Origin of the sequence: Bradyrhizobium sp. USDA 4538, assembly GCF_024171045.1 — a bacterium.
GTDB lineage: Bacteria > Pseudomonadota > Alphaproteobacteria > Rhizobiales > Xanthobacteraceae > Bradyrhizobium > Bradyrhizobium australafricanum.
On sequence record NZ_JALJZE010000001.1, the window covers coordinates 3915149 to 3933269 of the forward strand.

The 18121-nt window shown below is 65.2% G+C and carries 12 protein-coding genes; 6 read left to right on the forward strand and 6 right to left on the reverse strand.

Annotated features, from left to right (window positions below; genetic code table 11):
• Positions 1-48 precede the first annotated feature (48 nt).
• Together trpS and murJ are read right to left on the reverse strand one after the other, a co-directional pair.
• Positions 49-1101, reverse strand: a complete 1053-nt coding sequence (gene trpS / locus J2R78_RS17650) for a tryptophan--tRNA ligase (RefSeq protein WP_076824511.1) — start codon at positions 1099-1101, stop codon at positions 49-51.
• A gap of 66 nt (positions 1102-1167) precedes the next feature.
• Positions 1168-2706 carry a murein biosynthesis integral membrane protein MurJ gene (gene murJ / locus J2R78_RS17655; RefSeq protein WP_253605866.1) on the reverse strand — a complete coding sequence of 513 codons (1539 nt, stop codon included), beginning with the start codon at positions 2704-2706 and terminating at the stop codon, positions 1168-1170.
• 266 nt (positions 2707-2972) lie between these two features.
• Between murJ and J2R78_RS17660 the strand changes: the two genes are divergently transcribed.
• Positions 2973-3974: an adenosine kinase gene (locus J2R78_RS17660; RefSeq protein WP_253605868.1), complete on the forward strand. Its 1002-nt coding sequence runs from the start codon at positions 2973-2975 to the stop codon at positions 3972-3974.
• 170 nt (positions 3975-4144) lie between these two features.
• On the opposite strand, the gene J2R78_RS17665 is transcribed toward J2R78_RS17660, so the two are convergent.
• Positions 4145-5857 (reverse strand): AMP-binding protein, encoded by a 1713-nt coding sequence (locus tag J2R78_RS17665; protein WP_253605870.1) that lies wholly within the window; start codon positions 5855-5857, stop codon positions 4145-4147.
• 316 nt (positions 5858-6173) lie between these two features.
• Positions 6174-7367 carry a serine hydrolase gene (locus tag J2R78_RS17670; protein WP_092080985.1) on the reverse strand — a complete coding sequence of 398 codons (1194 nt, stop codon included), beginning with the start codon at positions 7365-7367 and terminating at the stop codon, positions 6174-6176.
• Positions 7368-7712: 345 nt separating this feature from the next.
• On the opposite strand from J2R78_RS17670, the gene J2R78_RS17675 reads away from it, so the two are divergent.
• The 3 genes from J2R78_RS17675 to J2R78_RS17685 all read left to right on the forward strand — a co-directional run bounded on the left by J2R78_RS17675 (position 7713) and on the right by J2R78_RS17685 (position 12463).
• Positions 7713-8036 carry a hypothetical protein gene (locus J2R78_RS17675; protein ID WP_092080983.1) on the forward strand — a complete coding sequence of 108 codons (324 nt, stop codon included), beginning with the start codon at positions 7713-7715 and terminating at the stop codon, positions 8034-8036.
• Positions 8037-8277: 241 nt separating this feature from the next.
• Positions 8278-9774 carry an NAD-dependent succinate-semialdehyde dehydrogenase gene (locus J2R78_RS17680; protein WP_253605871.1) on the forward strand — a complete coding sequence of 499 codons (1497 nt, stop codon included), beginning with the start codon at positions 8278-8280 and terminating at the stop codon, positions 9772-9774.
• A 622-nt stretch (positions 9775-10396) separates the two neighbouring features.
• Positions 10397-12463 (forward strand): TonB-dependent siderophore receptor, encoded by a 2067-nt coding sequence (locus J2R78_RS17685; RefSeq protein WP_253605872.1) that lies wholly within the window; start codon positions 10397-10399, stop codon positions 12461-12463.
• A gap of 102 nt (positions 12464-12565) precedes the next feature.
• On the opposite strand, the gene J2R78_RS17690 is transcribed toward J2R78_RS17685, so the two are convergent.
• On the reverse strand, positions 12566-13462 hold the full coding sequence (locus tag J2R78_RS17690) for an amino acid ABC transporter substrate-binding protein (RefSeq protein ID WP_253605873.1): 897 nt from the start codon (positions 13460-13462) through the stop codon (positions 12566-12568).
• Between the two features lie 143 nt (positions 13463-13605).
• Between J2R78_RS17690 and J2R78_RS17695 the strand changes: the two genes are divergently transcribed.
• Both J2R78_RS17695 and J2R78_RS17700 read left to right on the forward strand, forming a co-directional pair.
• The gene (locus J2R78_RS17695) at positions 13606-14307 is read left to right on the forward strand and encodes a GntR family transcriptional regulator (RefSeq protein ID WP_253605874.1); all 702 of its coding nucleotides are present in this window, start codon (positions 13606-13608) and stop codon (positions 14305-14307) included.
• A gap of 54 nt (positions 14308-14361) precedes the next feature.
• Positions 14362-15738, forward strand: coding sequence for an FAD-binding oxidoreductase (locus tag J2R78_RS17700; protein ID WP_253605875.1), 1377 nt, complete (start codon positions 14362-14364; stop codon positions 15736-15738).
• Between the two features lie 120 nt (positions 15739-15858).
• Here the strand turns inward: J2R78_RS17700 and J2R78_RS17705 are convergent, their stop codons facing one another.
• Complete coding sequence (locus J2R78_RS17705) at positions 15859-18012, reverse strand: SulP family inorganic anion transporter (RefSeq protein WP_253609845.1); 2154 nt, start codon at positions 18010-18012, stop codon at positions 15859-15861.
• Between the last annotated feature and the right edge of the window lie 109 nt (positions 18013-18121).

Genomic DNA, 18121 nt, shown 5'->3' on the forward strand with positions numbered 1-18121 from the left:
ACTCCCTCGCCGTTTGGGAGAGGGAGCGCGCACTTCCTGCCTCGCGCGTCAGCGCGGGCGGATGAAGCCGACGATGTCCTTGGTGATGCGCATGGTCTCGTCGGCGATGCCGCGGGCGCGGTTGGCGCCGTCGGCGAGGACCGCGTCGACATGGCCGGGATCGGCGACCAGCTTCTTCATCTCGGAGGCGATCGGCGCCAGTTTCGCGACGCAAACCTCGACCAGCGCGTTCTTGAAGCTGGAGAACTGCCCGCCGCCGAACTGCGTCAGCACCTCCTGCTTGGAGATGCCGGCCAGCGCCGCGTAGATGCCGACCAGGTTGTCGGCCTCGGGGCGGGTTTCCAGACCCTTCTCCTCGGACGGCAGCGGCTCCGGATCGGTCTTCGCCTTGCGGATCTTCTGCGCGATGGTGTCGGCGTCGTCGGTGAGGTTGATGCGCGAATTGTCCGACGCATCCGACTTCGACATCTTCTTGGTGCCGTCGCGCAGGCTCATCACCCGCGTCGCCGGCCCCGTGATCAGCGGCTCGGGCTGCGGGAAGAACAGGCCGTCGGCGAAACCATGACCACGAATTGAATCAGCGAAATCGTTGTTGAACTTCTGCGCGATGTCGCGGGACAGCTCCAGATGCTGCTTCTGGTCCTCGCCGACCGGCACATGGGTCGCGCGGTAGAGCAGGATGTCGGCGGCCATCAGCACCGGATAGTCGTAGAGGCCGACCGAGGCGTTCTCGCGGTCCTTGCCGGCCTTCTCCTTGAACTGCGTCATGCGGTTCAGCCAGCCGATCCGCGCGACGCAGTTGAAGATCCAGGTCAGCTCGGCATGGCCGGCGATCTGGCTCTGGTTGAACACGATGTGCTTCTTGGCATCGATGCCCGCGGCGATGAAGGCCGCGGTGACCTCGCGGGTGTTGCGGGCGAGCTCGGCCGGGCCGCCCCAGACCTCGACGCCCTGCGTGATCGCATGCATGTCGACGACGCAATAGATGCAGTTGTGGGTCTGCTGCATCTTCACGAAGTTGACGATAGCGCCGAGGTAGTTGCCGAGGTGCAGATTGCCCGTCGGCTGGACGCCTGAGAAAACCCGTTCAACGAACGCCATGGTCTCGATTCCCGGAAATGGCTAGTTTTGCCGCGTCGTTTGCCACTTAAGCTCCGCGCGCGCAAGTCAGGCGGGGCGCCTTTGCCGGACGGCGTTAACCGCCTCGCGCCAGCCGGTGACGCCGAAAAGCTGCAAGAACAGCCCGTAAGCGGCGATACCTGCCGCGATCAGCACGAGCAGGGAGGCTGCCTGCACGAAACCGTGGCTACCGGCCGACGGCAGCCCGCCCTCCGCGAGCCAGAGCAGGGCGCCCATCGCGAGCGCCGCGGCCAGGATGCGCGGCAGCCGGCGGCGCGCATCGGCGTCGATCGAGAAGCCGAAGGTCGCGGCCCCCTTGCGGATCAGTGCCAGTGCGTTGCTCCAGGCGCCGAGCGCGATGCCTGCGGCAATTCCGCTCGCACCGAAGATCTGCCCGAGCAGAAAGGCCGCCGCGATCGTCACCACGACCGCCTTCAGCGTCGCGAGCAGCGGCGTCAGCGTGTCCTCGCGCGCAAAGAATGCCGGCGACAGCGCCTTCACCAGCACATGCGCCGGCAAGGCCAGCGTCAGCCAGATCAAGGCTTGCGCGGTTGCCGCGCTATCCTGGGCGGTGAACGCGCCGTGCTCGAACAGCATCCGCACGATCGGTTCGCTCAGCACCATCAGGCCGAGCGTCGCCGGCAGCGCCAGCCCGACCGCGAGCTCGAGGGCACGTGATTCCGCATGCGCGATCGCGCTGGATTCGCCGCTGCGCACGGCGCGCGTCATCTCCGGGATCAGCACGGTGCCCATGGCGACGCCGACAATGCCGAGCGGCAGCTCGAGCAGGCGGTTGGCGAAATAGAGCCAGGACACCGCCGACGGCGAGGTCGATGCGATCACCGCGCCTGCCACCATCAGCCATTGCGGCGCGCTACTCGCGACCATGCCGGGGATCGCGCGGCCGAGAAAGCCGCGCATGTCAGGATCGAAGGACACGCGGAGCGGCGAGGCGAGCCTTGCGCCGCGCAGCGCCAGCATCGACAGTTGCAGGAAGCCGGCGATGCCGATCGTTGCCGCCATGACAATCGCGGCCTGCGCCGGCTCCTGCTGCCGCACCAGCAGCACGGCCATCACGGATATCAGCGCGATGTTGAACAACAGCGGCGAGAACGCGGTCAGCGCGAAGCGCCCCTGCGCGCTGAGCAGCGCCATCATCACGGTGACCGGGCCGGCGAAGGCGAGATAGGGCAGCATCAGCCTCGCGTCGTCGACGGCGAATTGCAGCGTGTCGCGGCCGACGAACCCCGGCGCGATCGCCGCGATCACCAGCGGCATCAGCACGCCGATGACGAGCGCGGATGCGATCACCGCGGCGCTGACGGTGCCGAGCACGCGGCCGGCAAAGGCGGTCGCGGCGTCCATGCCGCCGGCATCGCGCGCCTTCAGCCAGGCCGGCACCAGGGCGGCATTCAGTCCGCCCTCGGACAACAGCCGTCGCACAACATTCACAAGCTGGAATGCCGCCAGGAAGGCATCCGCCACCGGTCCCGTGCCCAGCAGCGCCGCGATCACGGAATCGCGCACGAAGCCGAGCAGTCGCGAGGCCAGCGTTCCCGAGGAGACCGTGAGGAATGAGCGGAACATTGCGTCTCTATAGCAGCAGCCTGCGTTGCTGCCAGCGGTGTCAGTCCCGTCATCCTGAGGTGCGAGCCTCTTCGGCGAGCCTCGAAGGATGAATCGGCCAAAGTCGGGCCGTTCATCCTTCGAGACGCGCTACGCGCTCCTCAGGATGACGGGTTGGCAGAGCGCAATGCTGACAGGGTTTCGCCCAAATAGCTTCCCTTGCTGCCCCGAGGCGTAACGTGATAGGCCGCCACTCTTGTTGGGTGGCGTTAACACAGGGCAGGTCTATGGCTGACGCAAAATACGACGTTCTTGGGATCGGCAACGCGATCTTCGACGTGCTGGTGCAGACCGACGAGGGGTTCCTTGCCCGTCACGGCATGACCAAGGGCTCGATGCAACTGATCGACGAGGCGCGCGCCACCGCGATCTACAGCGACATGGGGGTGGCGACCGAAATGTCGGGCGGCTCGGCCGCGAACACCATCGTCGGCGTCGGCAATCTCGGTGCCCGCGCCGCCTATGTCGGCAAGGTCAAGGACGACCAGATCGGCAAGCTCTACGTCCACGACATCCGCGCCGCCGGCGTCGCCTTCGACACCGCGCCGGCCAGGACCGGACCGGCCACCGGCTGCTCCTACATCCTGGTGACGCCGGACGGGGAGCGCACCATGAACACCTATCTCGGCGCCGCGCAGGATCTGACGCCGGACGATATCGATCCGAACCAGATCGCAGCCGCCAGCATCATCTATCTCGAGGGCTATCTCTGGGATCCGAAGAACGCCAAGGACGCTTTCGTGAAGGCGGCTGATATCGCGCATGGCGCGGGCCGCCAGGTCGCGCTGACGCTGTCGGATTCGTTCTGCGTCGATCGCTACCGCGACGAATTCCTCGATCTGATGCGCAAGGGCATCGTGGACCTGGTGTTCTCCAACGAGTCCGAGCTGCACTCGCTATACCAGACCTCGGATTTCGACACCGCGCTGAAGCAGTTCGGCAAGGACACCAAGCTCGGCGTCGTCACTCGCAGCGAGAAGGGCTGCGTCGTGATATCAGGCGACAGCGTCGTCGCGGCGCCGGCCTCGCCGATCGACAGGCTGGTCGATACCACCGGCGCCGGCGATCTGTTCGCCGCCGGCTTCCTGGTCGGTCTCGTGCGCAATGTCGGCCATGAGAATGCCGGCCGGCTCGGCGCGCTCGCCGCCGCCGAGGTGATCCAGCACATCGGCGCCCGGCCGCTGGTGTCGCTGCAGGATCTGGCGAAGCAGCAGGGGCTGCTGGTTTAAGGGCGCCGCTCTTTCTCGCCTCGCCCCGCCTGCGGGGAGAGGCCGGATCGCATCGCAAGATGCGATCCGGGTGAGGGGGAGTCTCCGCGTACTCATCTTCATCCAGTTTGCGGAGGCGGCCCCTCACCCCGACCCTCTCCCCGCAAGAGCGGGGCGAGGGAGAAGAGAGATCACGCCGTCTTCGCCGCCTTCAATCCGAGCCGCTGCTCGACCGCGTCGCGCATCACGAACTTCTGGATTTTCCCCGTCACCGTCATCGGGAATTCCTCGACGAACTCGACATAGCGCGGGATCTTGTTGTGGGCGATCTGGCCATGGCAGAAGGCGCGGACCTCGTCGGCGGTGAGCGTTTCACCCTGCCTGATCCTGACCCAGGCGCACAGCTCCTCGCCATAGCGCTCGTCGGCGACGCCGAAGATCTGCACGTCCTGGATCTTCGGATGGCGGTAGAGGAATTCCTCGATCTCGCGCGGATACAGGTTCTCGCCGCCGCGGATCACCATGTCCTTGATGCGGCCGACGATGTTGCAGTAGCCCTCGTCGTCGATCACGGCGAGATCGCCGGTGTGCATCCAGCCATTGGCGTCGAGAACATCGCCGGTCTTTTCCTTCTCGTCCCAATAGCCGAGCATGATGCTGTAGCCGCGGGTGCAGAGCTCGCCGCGTTCGCCGCGCGGCATCACCTTGCCGTCGAGATCGACCACCTTGACCTCGACATGCGGATGGATGCGGCCGACGGTCGAGACGCGGCGCTCCAGCGGATCGTCGGTCGCGCTCTGGAAACTCACCGGGCTGGTCTCGGTCATGCCGTAGGCGATCGTCACCTCGCGCATGTTCATCTCGGTATTGACGCGCTTCATCACCTCGATCGGGCAGGGCGCGCCGGCCATGATGCCGGTGCGCAGCGACGACAAGTCGAAGCGCGCGAAGTCGGGATGGTCGAGCTCGGCGATGAACATGGTCGGCACGCCGTACAGCGTCGTGCATCTCTCCTGCGCGACCGTCGTCAGCGTCGCCAGCGGATCAAAACCTTCGCCGGGATAGACCATGGTGGTGCCGAGCGTGACCGAGGCGAGGTTGCCCATCACCATGCCGAAGCAGTGATAGAGCGGCACCGGAATGCAGATGCGGTCCGCTTCGGTCAGCCGCATGGCGAGGCCGGTGAAGTAGCCGTTGTTGAGGATGTTGTGATGGGTCAGCGTCACGCCCTTGGGCGAGCCGGTGGTGCCGCTCGTAAATTGAATATTGACCGGATCGTCGAACTGCAGGCTTGCGCCAAGCGCCGCAAGCTGCTCGCGAGGGCGATCGCCGCCCATCTGCGATACCGCATCGAACGGAATGGTGCCCGGCGCCGCCGGTCCGCCGATCTGGATCACGGCGCGCAGTTGCGGCAGCCGCGCCGAGCGCAGATGGCCGGGCTCGGAGCTCGCAAGCTCGGGCAGCAGCGTGTTCAGCATCTCCATATAGGCCGAGGTCTTGAATGCGGTCGCCGTCACGATCGCGGCGCAGCCGACCTTGCCGAGTGCGAATTCGAGCTCGCTGAGGCGATAGGCCGGATTGATGGTGACGAGGATCAGTCCGGCTTTCGCGGCGGCGAATTGCGTCAGCGTCCATTCCGGGCGGTTCAGCGACCAGATGCCGATCCGCTCGCCGCGTTGCAGCCCGAGCGCGATGAAGCCCGCCGCCAAGGCATCGACGCGCTCGGCGAATTCGTTCCAGGTCCAGCGCACATGGTGACTCGGCGAGACCAGCGCCTCGCGCTCGCCCCAGCGCGCCCGTGCGCGGTCGAGGCTGCGGCCGATGGTCTCACCGAGCAGCGGCGTATCGGAAATGCCGCAGACATAGCTGTCGGCCTTGCTGTCTCCCTTGGGTGTGGGTGCCAAGCTCGTCCTCCTCGTGGTCGTGTTCGTGTCGTCACGCTTTTTGCGCGATCTTAGTCGTTTGGCGCCGATCGGACAGGCCCGACCTATGGCGGGTGTGGTTTTCGATTGTAGCGGCGACGGGTTCCGCTTCACCTTGCCCCGCGTGCGGGGAGAGGTCGGATCGCATCGAAGATGCGATCCGGGTGAGGGGGAGTCTCTGCGAGTCCAATTGCGACCGTCTGCGCGGAAGCAGCCCCTCACCCCAACCCTCTCCCCGTAAGAACGGGGAGAGGGAGAGGAGTCCCGTCACGGCTGGTACGACTTATCTCATCGAGCCTTACGCCGCCCTCTGCCCGCTGCCGGCATCCAGCCCGGCATAGATGCCCTTCTCGAAGCCTGCGAAGGCTTCCAGGCTGTGCTTGTCGGCGAACGGCAACAGCTGGGTCAGGATCACGCCGCAGACGTCGCGCGACGGATCGATCCAGTAATAGGTGTTGGCAAGGCCCGCCCAGGCGAGGCTGCCGGCGCTGCGGCCTTCCGGCGTCTTGGCGGTGTTGATGAGGAAGCTCAAGCCCCACTTCTTGACGATGTCGGGATAGAGATCGACATCGTTGGTGTACATCGGCAAGGCCGTCGTCATCTTGCCGACGGTGAGCTCGCCGATGTGATTCTGCCCCATGGTCGCGACCGTCTCGGCCTTCAGCACCTGATTGCCGTTGCCTTTGCCCTTGTTGAGGATCATCTGGCAGAACTTGATGTAGTCGGCCGCGGTCGAATACAGGCCGCCGCCGCCCATGTGGAATTCAGGATTCTGCTCGAGCTCGAACGGGATTGCCGCCAGCGTGCCGTCCTCGCCGCGGGCGTGCATGCCGACCAGCCGCTTGCGCATGTCGTCAGAGATCTTGAAGGCGGTGTCACTCATGCCGAGCGGCGCGAACACGTTGTCGCGCAGATAGGCATCGAGCTTCTTGCCGGATGCGGCCTCCACCGCCTTGCCGACGAAGTCGATATTGGTGCCGTATTCCCAGCGCGTGCCGGGGTCGGTCATGATCGGCGTCTTCAGCGCGGCATTCAGGCAGGTGATGATGCCGGGCGTGCCGGTCTTTTCCAGATACTTGCCGAGATTGCCGTCCCACATGTCGTAGGCGAAGCCGGCGGTGTGGGTCATGAGCTGGCGCAGCGTGATCGGCTTTTTCGCCGGCCGCAGTTGCGGTTCGCCCTTGGCGTCGAAGCCGTCGAGCACCTGCACCGCGGCGAGATCGGGCAACAGCTTGCCGATCGGCTCGTCGAGCGAGAGCTTGCCCTGCTCGACGAGCTGCATCGCGCCCGCCGAGGTCACCGCCTTGGTCATCGAGGCGATCCAGAACACGCTGTCCGCCGTCATGGGATCGCTCTTGGAGAGGTCGCGCTGGCCGAACGCGCCTTCGTAGATCACGTCCTTGCCGGTGGCCGCGATGGCGACCACGCCGGGAATTTCCTTTGCCTCGCTCTTCTGGCGCAATACCTGATCGATCTGAGCCTTGCTCTGCATTGGGGGCTTCCTCCGGTGGGGTTTATTGTTTTGAAGTGGGCGGATCATCCTCCCGCTTTTCCGCTCCCGCAAGGCGGGCGCGATGCGACGACGTCGCGATGTCGTGAAGGCCGGCCGCCAGGAACGGCCTTGGTCGGGAGGCGTTCACCACGCGCGCAGATTTTGCAGGGGACTTCGAGCAAGTCCCGGTGACCTTCGCGGGTGGCCACGGTAACGTGATCAAGGAATGATTTTCGTACCTGATTATTTGCATTAACGCATTCAGATCGCTGCACAAACGGTGCGGCGGATTGGACCGGATTTGACGAAAAGATTCGTCATTTCCCGCCTTGCGGGGGCGCAGCAATGATTTCGACATGGAGTGAATGGAAGCGCTATCCGCGGCCGGGCCGCGGCGAGAATATCGAAGCGCCGATCAGCCCAGGTCTCTACGAAGTCCGCTACGCAGGTACCGGCGCGCTGCACTCGTTCGAGGCCGTCGAGAATGTCGCGCGGGCGCTGGCGCTGCTGCAGACCGGCGCCAAATCCTGGTTCGGCCGCCGCGATGCGCGGGCCCAGGCCGACCTCGAATACCGGACCTGCGCGACCTCGACCAAGGCGGACGCCAAGGCCGCGGCCGAGCGCATGATCGGGCGTCGTGAAACCTATATGTCCGGCGGCGCGGTCTGATCAGAGCCGTCATTCCGGGGCGATGCGCAGCATCGAACCCTTAGGTGCGCAACTGCGCACCGAGAATCTCGAGATTCCGAGTTCGGCTCTTAGAGCCGCCCCGGAATGACAACCCTCCAACAATCGCGCCGCGTTTGCGTCCAAGCAGGGTCGCGCCCGGCGCCGGTGCATCGCAGCGGCTTTCCGCTTATATAGGCGGCGAACACCCCCAAGAAATTCCAGAAATGACAGGAGTAACGCCATGACCCCGCCCGTTGCCGCACGCGCCACCCAATCCGCAGCATCCTCCCTGCAAAGCCGCCTGAAGGACCCCTCGCTGCTGCGCGACCGCTGCTACATCGACGGCGCCTGGGTTGGTACCCCCGAATTCGCCGTCAACAATCCGGCGACCGGCGTCGAGCTGATCAAGATCCCGCAGCTGAGCGCCGATGACGCGACCAAGGCCGTCGAGGCCGCCGAGCGCGCGTTTCCGGCCTGGGCCAAGCTGACCGCGAAACAGCGCTCCAACATCCTGCGCAAATGGTTCGATCTGATCATCGCCAACCGCGAGGACCTCGCGCTGATCCTGACCTCCGAGCAGGGCAAGCCCCTGGCGGAAGCGCTCGGCGAGGTCGATATCGGCGCCGCCTATGTCGAATTCTTCGCGGAAGAGGCGCGGCGTGTTTACGGCGAGACGATCCCGACCCAGCGTCCGGACGCGCGTCTGCTTGCGATCCGGCAGCCGATCGGTGTCTGCGGCGCCATCACCCCATGGAATTTCCCGAACTCGATGATCACCCGCAAAGTCTCGCCGGCGCTGGCGGCCGGTTGCACCGTGGTGCTGAAGCCCGCCAACGAGACGCCGCTGTCCGCGCTCGCGCTCGTTGCGCTGGCCGAGAAGGCCGACGTGCCGAAGGGCGTGTTCAACATCATCACCGGTGATGCGCCGCCGATCGGCAAGGTGCTGTGCGAGCATCCGGCGGTGCGCTTCGTCGGCTTCACCGGCTCGACCGAGGTCGGCAAGATCCTGTACCGGCAGGCGTCGGTCGGCGTGAAGAAGCTCGGCCTCGAGCTCGGCGGCAACGCGCCGTTCGTGGTGTTCGACGACGCCGATATCGATGCCGCCGTCGAAGGCGCCATCGTCTCGAAGTATCGCAACATGGGCCAGACCTGCGTCTGCGCCAACCGTCTCTATGCCCAGGACAAGATCTACGACGCGTTCGTATCGAAGCTGTCGAAGAAGGTCGCGGAGATGAAGATCGGCGACGGCACGGAGCAGGGCGTGACGCAGGGGCCGCTGATCAACATGGAAGCGATCGAGAAAGTCGAGCGGCATATCGCCGACGCTGTCAAGGGCGGCGCCAAGATCGTGACCGGCGGCAAGCGCTCGTCGCTCGGCCGCAGCTTCTTCGAGCCGACGGTGCTGTCGGATGTGCGGCCGGACGCGCTGGTCTCGCACGAAGAGACCTTTGGCCCGCTCGCGCCGGTGATCCGCTTCAAGGACGAGGCCGACGTGATCGCGATGTGCAATGCCTCACCGTTCGGCCTTGCCTCCTACTTCTATTCGCGCGACATCGGCCGCGTCTGGCGCGTCGCCGAGGCGCTGGAGTCGGGCATGGTCGGCGTCAACTCCGGCCTGATCACGACCGAAGTGGCGCCGTTCGGCGGCGTCAAGGAATCGGGCCTCGGCCGCGAAGGCTCGCGCCACGGCATGGATGAATATGTCGAGATCAAATACGTGATGATGGCCGGCGTCTGATCGCCGGGCTGCGTGTCCCTTCGCCCTGGCGGGCGAGGGGACGCATGCCCGTGAATTCATCGATTGTCGTTGTCGATCGCTCCGTCCGCCGGCATTCGCGGTCTGCGACAATTCATCACGACGATTGGATGTATCGCGCGGAGCGCAGCGACGATCGCATCAAGAATCTCTCTAACCTCGAGAGCGTCTGTCGGGCGATCGAACCGCGTACGCGCCTCGCCATTTCAAGGACGGAATAAGCGAAACGCGGAATCTGCCGCATCAATGTCGTCTTGCGCGGCAAGCTTTATCCCCGTCGCTTAGATGCGTTCTAGTTGGCCTCACAACGCATGCTGCTTATGCCCCGGTGGTCGTGCTCGAACCCTGATGATGTTCGAGGCGAAGCCAGGAAGAATCCGGGGACCTCATGCTCGTCAGTTCAAACGCTCCACGCGCATTCCAATTCGCGTGCGCGTCTCTCCTCCTTTCCGCGGTCCCTTTGCTCGCCCAGTCTCCGGAGCAACCACCCGCGAGCAGTGTTGCGCCGCTGCCTCCAGTCGTCGTCACCGCCCCGCAGCATCGAGCCACGCCGGTTCGGAGGCCGTCGTCGTCGCACTCAGTGCGCTCGTCGGCATTGCGTCAGGTGAGCAGGCGCGAGCACGCGACGCAGGCTGCGGCCACGCCGACGGCCGGCGCGCAGCAGGCGGCGTTACCTGTGCCCTATATCGGCGGCCAGGTCGCGCGCGGCGGGCAACTCGGCCTGCTCGGCAACAAGGACTATATGGAGGCCCCGTACAGCCTGACGAGCTACACCGCGAAGACGATCCGCGATCAGCAGGCAACAAGCGTTGCGGAAGTGCTGACCAATTCCGATCCGTCGGTGCGTGCTGCGATCGGCAGCAGCAACCGTTACGACGCATTGACCATTCGCGGCTTCCGGGTCGAGAACAGCGAAATCGCCTTGAACGGACTCTACGGCCTCGTTCCAGCCTACCGCGTCAATCCGGCTCCCATCGAGCGCATTGAGCTGCTCAAGGGGCCGGGTGCCTTTCTCAACGGAATGGCTCCGCAAGGCAGCATCGGCGGCACGGTCAATGTCGTGACGAAGCGGGCGGCGGAGGACATCACGCGCCTGACCGCCGGCTACATCTCGGATGGACGTTTTGGAACGGAGCTGGACCTCGCACGCCGCTATGGCGAACAGAAGGAATGGGGCGTTCGCTTCAACGGCGGGATCGATGGCGGCAACACCACGATCGATCGGCAGTCGGCGCGCAACGGCGTGGGCTCGCTCGGCGTGGACTATCGTGGAGAGCGCTTTCGCTGGTCGGCGGACATCATCTCCCAGGACGACTGGATGAAGGCGGCCCAGCGCGGCTACACGCCCGTGCCCGGCATCGCCATGCCGAGCGCCCCCGATCCGCGCATCAATCTCGCGCAGCCGTTTGACTATGCGCGGTCGCAGAGCCTGACCGGCTTGACCAGGGCCGAATACGATCTCAGCAACAGCGTCACCCTGTTTGGTGCGATCGGCGGCAACCAGTTCCGCTACGACAAGCAGGAAGATCCCGGTGCCACGCTGCTCAACACCGCAGGCGATGCCCTGGGCACGTCACGGTTCCAGACCGGCAAGTCGGAGGGCGCCTCCGGCGAGGCGGGTATACGCGCGCGTTTCGACACGGGTCCTGTCGGCCACGAGGTCGTGGTCAGCGGCAGCGCGCAAAACCGGACGGACTGGCTCGGCCAGACCAACTACGCGACCTACCTGACCAACATCTACAGACCGACCTTGCTGACGACCGCCGGCACGCCGGTATCGACATTCGCGGAGGGCAAGTCCGGCTTCCTCGGGCTGCGTAGCGTCGGTGTTGCCGACACCATCACGACTATGGGGGGCCTGTTGCAGGTGATCGTGGGCGCGCGCCAGCAGCAGGTGATCGCGAACAGCTTCAATCCAGTCAGCGGCCTGGAAACAACGCACTACGACGATAGCGCGACGTCGCCTTCGATCGCCTTGGTGGTGAGGCCGATCAAGCAACTCTCGCTTTATGCCAATTACATCGAAGGGCTGACGCCGGGGCCGACGCCGCCCTCTGGCGCGGTGAATACCAATGCGGTGTTTGCGCCGTTCAAGACGCGACAAGTCGAGGTCGGCACGAAGCTCGATCTCGGAGGCTTCGGTGCGAGCCTTGCGGCGTTCCAGATCAGCCAACCGAGCGGTGTGATCGATCCCGTCACCAAGATCTACAGTCTGGATGGCGAGCAGAGAAACCGCGGTATCGAGCTCAATACCTTCGGCGAGGTCACGCCCGGCGTCCGCGTTCTCGGTGGCGTGACCTGGCTTGATGCCCGGCTTACCCAAACGCAGGGCCACCTCTACGACGGCAATCACGCGATCGGCGCGCCCGACCTGCAGGGCAATCTCGGTGTCGAATGGGATACGCCCTTCGTGCCCGGCCTCACCGCGACGGCGCGCGCCATCTACACCAGCCGGGCCTATGTCAATGCCGACAACGTCCAAAGCGTTCCCGCCTGGGCGACCTTCGACATCGGTGCGCGCTACGCGACGACCCTCGCGGGGCGTCCGACCACCTTCAGGGCGTCACTGACCAATCTGTTCGACAAGCACTACTGGATCGGCAATCCAACCTGTTATGTAATCAGCGGCATGCCGCGGACGCTGTGGCTTTCCATGACAGTGGATTTCTAGCAGAAAAGCCGAGGGCCATCGCGCGCCACACGCTGGTGTGCGGTGGCCGCTCAGTCGTCCCGGCTGTGTTGCGAAAGATCCGCCGCCGATCCGGCGATTGCGTCACACGCCCTTGTCGTTCGGGTTGGCGACGGCATCCCTCAGCGGCGCCGTCATCGGAAAATTCAGGTTCACGTTCTTCGGCGGGATCGGCCGCGTGAACCATTTTGCGTAGAGCTCCTGGAATTCGCCGTTCTTCATCATGGCGACCAGCGTCTTGTCGACCAGCGTCTTGAACTCCGGATCGCCCTTGCGGATGATCAGCCCGTAGGGCTCGGTGCGCAGGCTGTCGTCGATGATGCGCCAGTCCGCAGGGTTGCGGCTGCCGGCGATCAGGCTCGCCAGCAGAATGTCGTCCATCACGAAGGCTTCGCTGCGTCCGGTGGTCAGCGCGAGGAACGATGCGGCGTGGTCCGCCGTCAGGATGTTCTTGGTCTGAAAGTTCTTCTCCTGGGCCCGTGCACTCAACAGTCCGATCGAGGTCGAGCCCGAGGTCAGCGAGACCGGCCGGCCGCCGAGATCCTCAAAGGTCTTGATCGGCGCGTCCTTCTGCACCACCGCGCGGATGCTCGACACGAAGATCGTGTTGCTGAAGGTGACGACCTTCTGCCGCTCCAGCGTATTGGTGGCGGGACCGCAGACGATGTCGATGGTGCCGTTCTCGATCAGCGGGATCTGGGTGGAGAGCTGGATCGGCTGCAGCCTGGTTTGCAGCGCCGGCAGCTTGAGCTCGGCCTTCACCGCATCGACGATCCGGGTGCAAAGGTCCATCGCAAAGCCGACCGGCTTCTGGTTGTCGTCGAGATAGGAGAACGGGACCGAGACGTCGCGGTGGCCGAGCCGGATTTCGCCGGCATCGCGGATCTTGGCCAGGGTGCCGCCGGACGATTGGGCCTGTGCCGGGGCGGACGCCGCCGCAAGAAAAGCTAGGCAGATCAATCGCTTGGTGGCTTGATGCATCGGGTGCTCGCGAACGTTGGCAATATTGGATATGATAAGGCGAGATTTTATACACAGCATTGCATAATCGGCAAACTGATTTTATACAATCGGCTAGGCTGGATATCCTGGCCGCCGCCGCCGCACAGCGAGAGAGAAGCCGGATGGAGCCCGCAACCGTCACCAGCCATCGAGGGGCCGGACCCCACGGCTCCGCACCGGACGCCGTGCGCGAGGCATTGCGGACCGCGATCAGCTCGGGCGAGCTCGCACCGGGATTGCAGCTGCGTCAGGACGAGCTTGCCGCGCGGTTCGGGACCAGCCGCATCCCGGTGCGCGAGGCGCTGCGCCAGCTCGAGGCCGAGGGCTTTGTGACCTTCCTGCCCAATCGCGGCGCGGTGGTCTCGGATTTGTCGATCGACGAGGTGATCGAGCTGCTCGAGATCCGGATCGCGCTCGAATGCCACGCGCTGCGCCTGGCGATCCCGGCCATGGGCGAGATCGATCTCGATGAGGCGACGAAAATCCTCCGCGCCTACGATGCCGAGCCCGATCCGGCGCAATGGGGCGCCTTCAACTGGAAATTCCACGCCACGCTCTACGCGCCGTGCAATCGCCCGCGCCTGCTCAGTATGATCGAGGCGAATTACGGCCATGTCGGCCGCTTCACGCGGGCGCTGGTGTCGCAGGCGACCGGAAAGGAGCGGCCGCAGCGCGAGCATTACCGGCTGCTCGAATTCTGCCGCGACGGCGAGGTCAAGAAGGCGGTCCGGCTGCTGCGCGATCATATCGAGGAGACGCAGAAGACGCTGCGCTCGGCGCAGCGCCAGGCGCTGCGCGATGCAGGCGAGGGTCGCCCTGCCTGATCGTCGTTCAGACAATGTGAATGATCGCGGGCTGCGCTGCGCGGCCGCAGGAGAATGCGCGTGAAGACCAATGACGTCGAAATCCTGGTGATCGGTGCGGGCATCGTCGGCATCGCCACGGCCTATTACCTCGCCGTTCAGCACAAACGTTCGCGCCTGCTGATCGTCGACGAAGGCCAGCCGATGGCATTGACCTCGGCGCAGTCGGGCGAGAACTACCGCAACTGGTGGCCGCATCCGACGATGGCCGATTTCACCAATCATTCCACCGACCTGATGGAGGCGATCGCGCGCCGCAGCGACAACCGCATCCACATGACCCGGCGCGGCTATCTTCTGGTCACGCGCGAGGAGAAGCCCCAAGAGCTGCTGCAGCAACTCCATGCCGGTTATGGCGCGCAGGCCGAAAAGTTGATCCGCATGCATGAGGGCGCCAGCCGAGGCTATCTGTCGCCGGATTCGGCGGACTGGCAGAGCGCGCCCGACGGGGTCGACGTCCTGCTCGGCCGCGACCTGATCCAGGCGCACTATCCGAGCTTCGACAAGGGGGTCGCGACCGCGCTGCATATCCGCCGCGCGGGCGACATCAGCGGCCAGCAGCTCGGCCAGTACATGCTGGAGACCATGCGGCCGCTCGGCGCGCAATTCCAGCAGGCCAAAGTGCTCAGCATCGCGAAGACCGACCGCTTCTCCGTCGAGGTGCTGGCCGATGGCGCGAGGCAGATCATCAAGGCGGACATCATCGTCAACGCCGCAGGCCCGTTCGCGGCGCATGTCGCGGCGATGCATGGCGAAGAGCTGCCGATCTTCAATGTGCTGCAGCAGAAGATCGCGTTCGCCGACCGCAACCGCGCGGTCGATCGCAAAATGCCGTTCGCGATCGATCTCGACGGCCAGACGCTGGGCTGGTCCGATGACGAGCGCGAGGCGCTGTCAGCAGCGCCGGAATTTTCGCGTCTGCTGGCGCCGATGCCGGGCAGCATCCATTGCCGGCCCGACGGCGGCGATCACGGCGAGTGGATCAAGCTCGGCTGGGCGTTCAACGCGGAACAGACCACCGAGCCGGTTCGCGAGCCGGAGCTGAATCCCTATTTCCCCGAAGTCGTGCTGCGCGCGGCGATCCGGCTGCAGCCAAAGCTCGCGCAATATCTCGGCGCGCTGCCGCGCGACCGCGTGCATTACGGCGGGTACTATCCGATGACGAGAGAGAATTGGCCACTGATCGGGGCGGCGAAGACGCCAAGCGTGTTCCTCGCCACCGCGCTGTCGGGCTACGGCACCATGGGCGCCTGCGCCACCGGCGATCTCTGCGCCCGCGCCGTGGTCGGCGCGCCCGTGCCGGCCTTCGCCCGCAGTCTTTCGCTCGCGCGCTATCAGGATAAGGCGCTGATGGCGGAGCTCGCGGCGAGCGAAAGCCGCGGGTTGCTGTAGCGTATCCGCGTCCTCGCTTCAGCGTCGTAGCCCGGATGAAGCGAAGCGAAATCCGGGACCCATATTGCTGGGGGGCGATAACCCCGGATTGCGCTGCGCTCCATCCGGGCTACGCCTTGTCTAGCGCCGCAGCACCGCAATCGTGCGATTGGCAAACGTCAGCCGCTCCGCCATCACCGACACGAAATAGGTCAGCAGCTTGTGGCTGAGCTCGGGGTCCTCGTCGCGGATCGCGGCGAACTGGTGGGTGTTCAGCACATAGAGCACGCTCGCCATCTCGGCCTGGATGGTGGCGCTGCGCGGGGCCTGCGAGACGAGGCCCATCTCGCCGATCGTGGTGTAGCGGCCGAGGCTGCGCACCCGGGTGGAGCGGCCGTCCTCGGCGGGCACCATGATGCCGACGCGGCCGTCGAGGATGAAGTGCATGGAATCGGCGGCGTCGCCGGCGTGCACAATGACCTCGCCGGCGTCGACCTCGATGCGCTGGCAGCGCCGGATCAGCGCGTCGGCGTCGTTCTCGCTGTCGAGCATTCCCGCGAACCAGCCGCGCAGGTCGGCCTCCTCCTGCGCGAGCTCCTGGTGCTGCGCGATGATCTCGTTCTCGCACCACTCCAGCGCGCGATCGAGCTCGTCGATCACGGTAACGCCCTCGGCGATGAAATCGCTGGAGCGGAGCACCTGCTCGGCCTTGGCCGACAGATGCACCAGCACCAGCTCGACGCCGACCTCGTGCGCGCTGCGCTTGATCTGCGCAAAACTGTAGGCCGCCGATGAATCGACGCCGGTAACGAGCTTGAATTCGAACAGCAGATAGCGGCACTCCGGGTGCTCGCGCAGCAGCGCCTTGACGTGCTGGTACAGCCGGTTGGCGGAGCCGAAGAACAGATAGCTTTGCAGGGTCAGCCCCTGGATCTTGCCGCCATGGGCCGACAACACCTCGCGGTCGTCGCGCGAGCGATCCAGCGAGCTGCGATATTCCGAGCCGTCGAAACCGTATTTGATCGCCTCGACCCGCGCCGCGCTGAGCGCAAAGGTGGCGCAGCCGATGATGATGCCGATCAGGATGCCGGGCACGAAGCCCCAGGTCACGATGATGGCGATGATCGCGAGCAGCGACACATATTCTGTCTGCGACAGCCGCTTGCGCGATTCGATTATCCATTTATGCAGCTGGTCGGCGCCGAGATAGATCAGGAGGCCGCCGAGCACGAATTTCGGCATGTAGCCGAGCAGCTGCGGCGCCGCCGCCAGCATCAGCAGCGAGATCGCAGCGACCGTCAGCCCCGAGAGCCGGCTGCGTCCGCCGCTGGAGAAATTCAGGATCGAGCGGCTGACCGAGATGCAGCCGGCATAGCCGGCCAGCGCGCCGGTCAGGATGTTGGCGAAGCCGGTGATATTGAGCTCGCGCTCGAGATTGGCCTCGCGATGTACCGCGACCTCGATGCCGGTGGTGTTGAACAGTGTACTCGCCGCGGTGACGAACACGACGGCGATCATGTTGCCGAGCAGGTCCGGCACCGCCGACCACGGATATTGCGCAAGCTCGGCCATGTGCCACGGCAGCATGAAGGTCGATGCCGGCGGCGGCTCGAAGGTCCAGCCGGTCAGATGCGCTTCCTCGGGCGTGATGCCGATGATCCAGAATACGAGGTGCGCCACGATCACGCCGCCGATCAGGATGATCGGCAGACCGAACGGGGTGCGCGAGCGATGCCAGGTCAGATACAGCACCAGCGCCATCGCGCAGGCGGCACTGAGCTCGGAGATCGTGATGATGTTGGTGAAGTGGAAGAGGGTGCTGAGCTGCACAGGGTAGCCGGTGATCACCCTGATCGCGCCCAGCACGATCAACAGGCCGGTCGCCCCGAGGAATCCACCGACGACAGGGTAAGGCACATAGCGGATGGCGCGGCCGAACCGTGTCAGCCCGAGACAGCACAGCACGATGCCGGTGACGATGGTCGAGAGCCCGAGCGTGATCAGCACCGGCGCAAGCAGCAGCGCCGTCGGGTTGGCGGCACTGACGCGCTCGACCAGCGAGGCCATCAGGATTCCCGTCACCGCCGCGGTGGAGGTGTCGGGGCCGGCGACGGCGAAGGGCAGCGAGCTACCGAGCGCGATCAAGGTCGCGAGCACGGCCGAGGAAATGAATGTCGCCGCCACGCCGTATGACAGATAGGGCGACAATGGCCCGGCGAAGATCAAGAGCGCGTAGGACAGGCCGAACGTGATGCCGAGCACACTGGCAGCGCCGCCGCCGAGCACGTCGTGCATGGCTCGCCGCGCTTGCGAGCCGAAGTAGAGCGATCGACCAATCACGTTAAAAAATGTCCTGAACTTTCGCCGCCAGTCGTAGACGAGCCCGGCGCAGGACGACAACAGG

What these genes read in the sequence shown, in the direction of transcription:
- trpS (WP_076824511.1), bottom strand. Translation starts at nt 1,101, where the DNA reads ATGGCGTTCGTTGAACGGGTTTTCTCAGGCGTCCAGCCGACGGGCAAT.
- murJ (WP_253605866.1), bottom strand. Translation starts at nt 2,706, where the DNA reads ATGTTCCGCTCATTCCTCACGGTCTCCTCGGGAACGCTGGCCTCGCGA.
- J2R78_RS17660 (WP_253605868.1), top strand. Translation starts at nt 2,973, where the DNA reads ATGGCTGACGCAAAATACGACGTTCTTGGGATCGGCAACGCGATCTTC.
- J2R78_RS17670 (WP_092080985.1), bottom strand. Translation starts at nt 7,367, where the DNA reads ATGCAGAGCAAGGCTCAGATCGATCAGGTATTGCGCCAGAAGAGCGAG.
- J2R78_RS17675 (WP_092080983.1), top strand. Translation starts at nt 7,713, where the DNA reads ATGATTTCGACATGGAGTGAATGGAAGCGCTATCCGCGGCCGGGCCGC.
- J2R78_RS17680 (WP_253605871.1), top strand. Translation starts at nt 8,278, where the DNA reads ATGACCCCGCCCGTTGCCGCACGCGCCACCCAATCCGCAGCATCCTCC.
- J2R78_RS17690 (WP_253605873.1), bottom strand. Translation starts at nt 13,462, where the DNA reads ATGCATCAAGCCACCAAGCGATTGATCTGCCTAGCTTTTCTTGCGGCG.
- J2R78_RS17695 (WP_253605874.1), top strand. Translation starts at nt 13,606, where the DNA reads ATGGAGCCCGCAACCGTCACCAGCCATCGAGGGGCCGGACCCCACGGC.
- J2R78_RS17700 (WP_253605875.1), top strand. Translation starts at nt 14,362, where the DNA reads ATGCGCGTGAAGACCAATGACGTCGAAATCCTGGTGATCGGTGCGGGC.
- J2R78_RS17705 (WP_253609845.1), bottom strand. Translation starts at nt 18,012, where the DNA reads ATGCACGACGTGCTCGGCGGCGGCGCTGCCAGTGTGCTCGGCATCACG.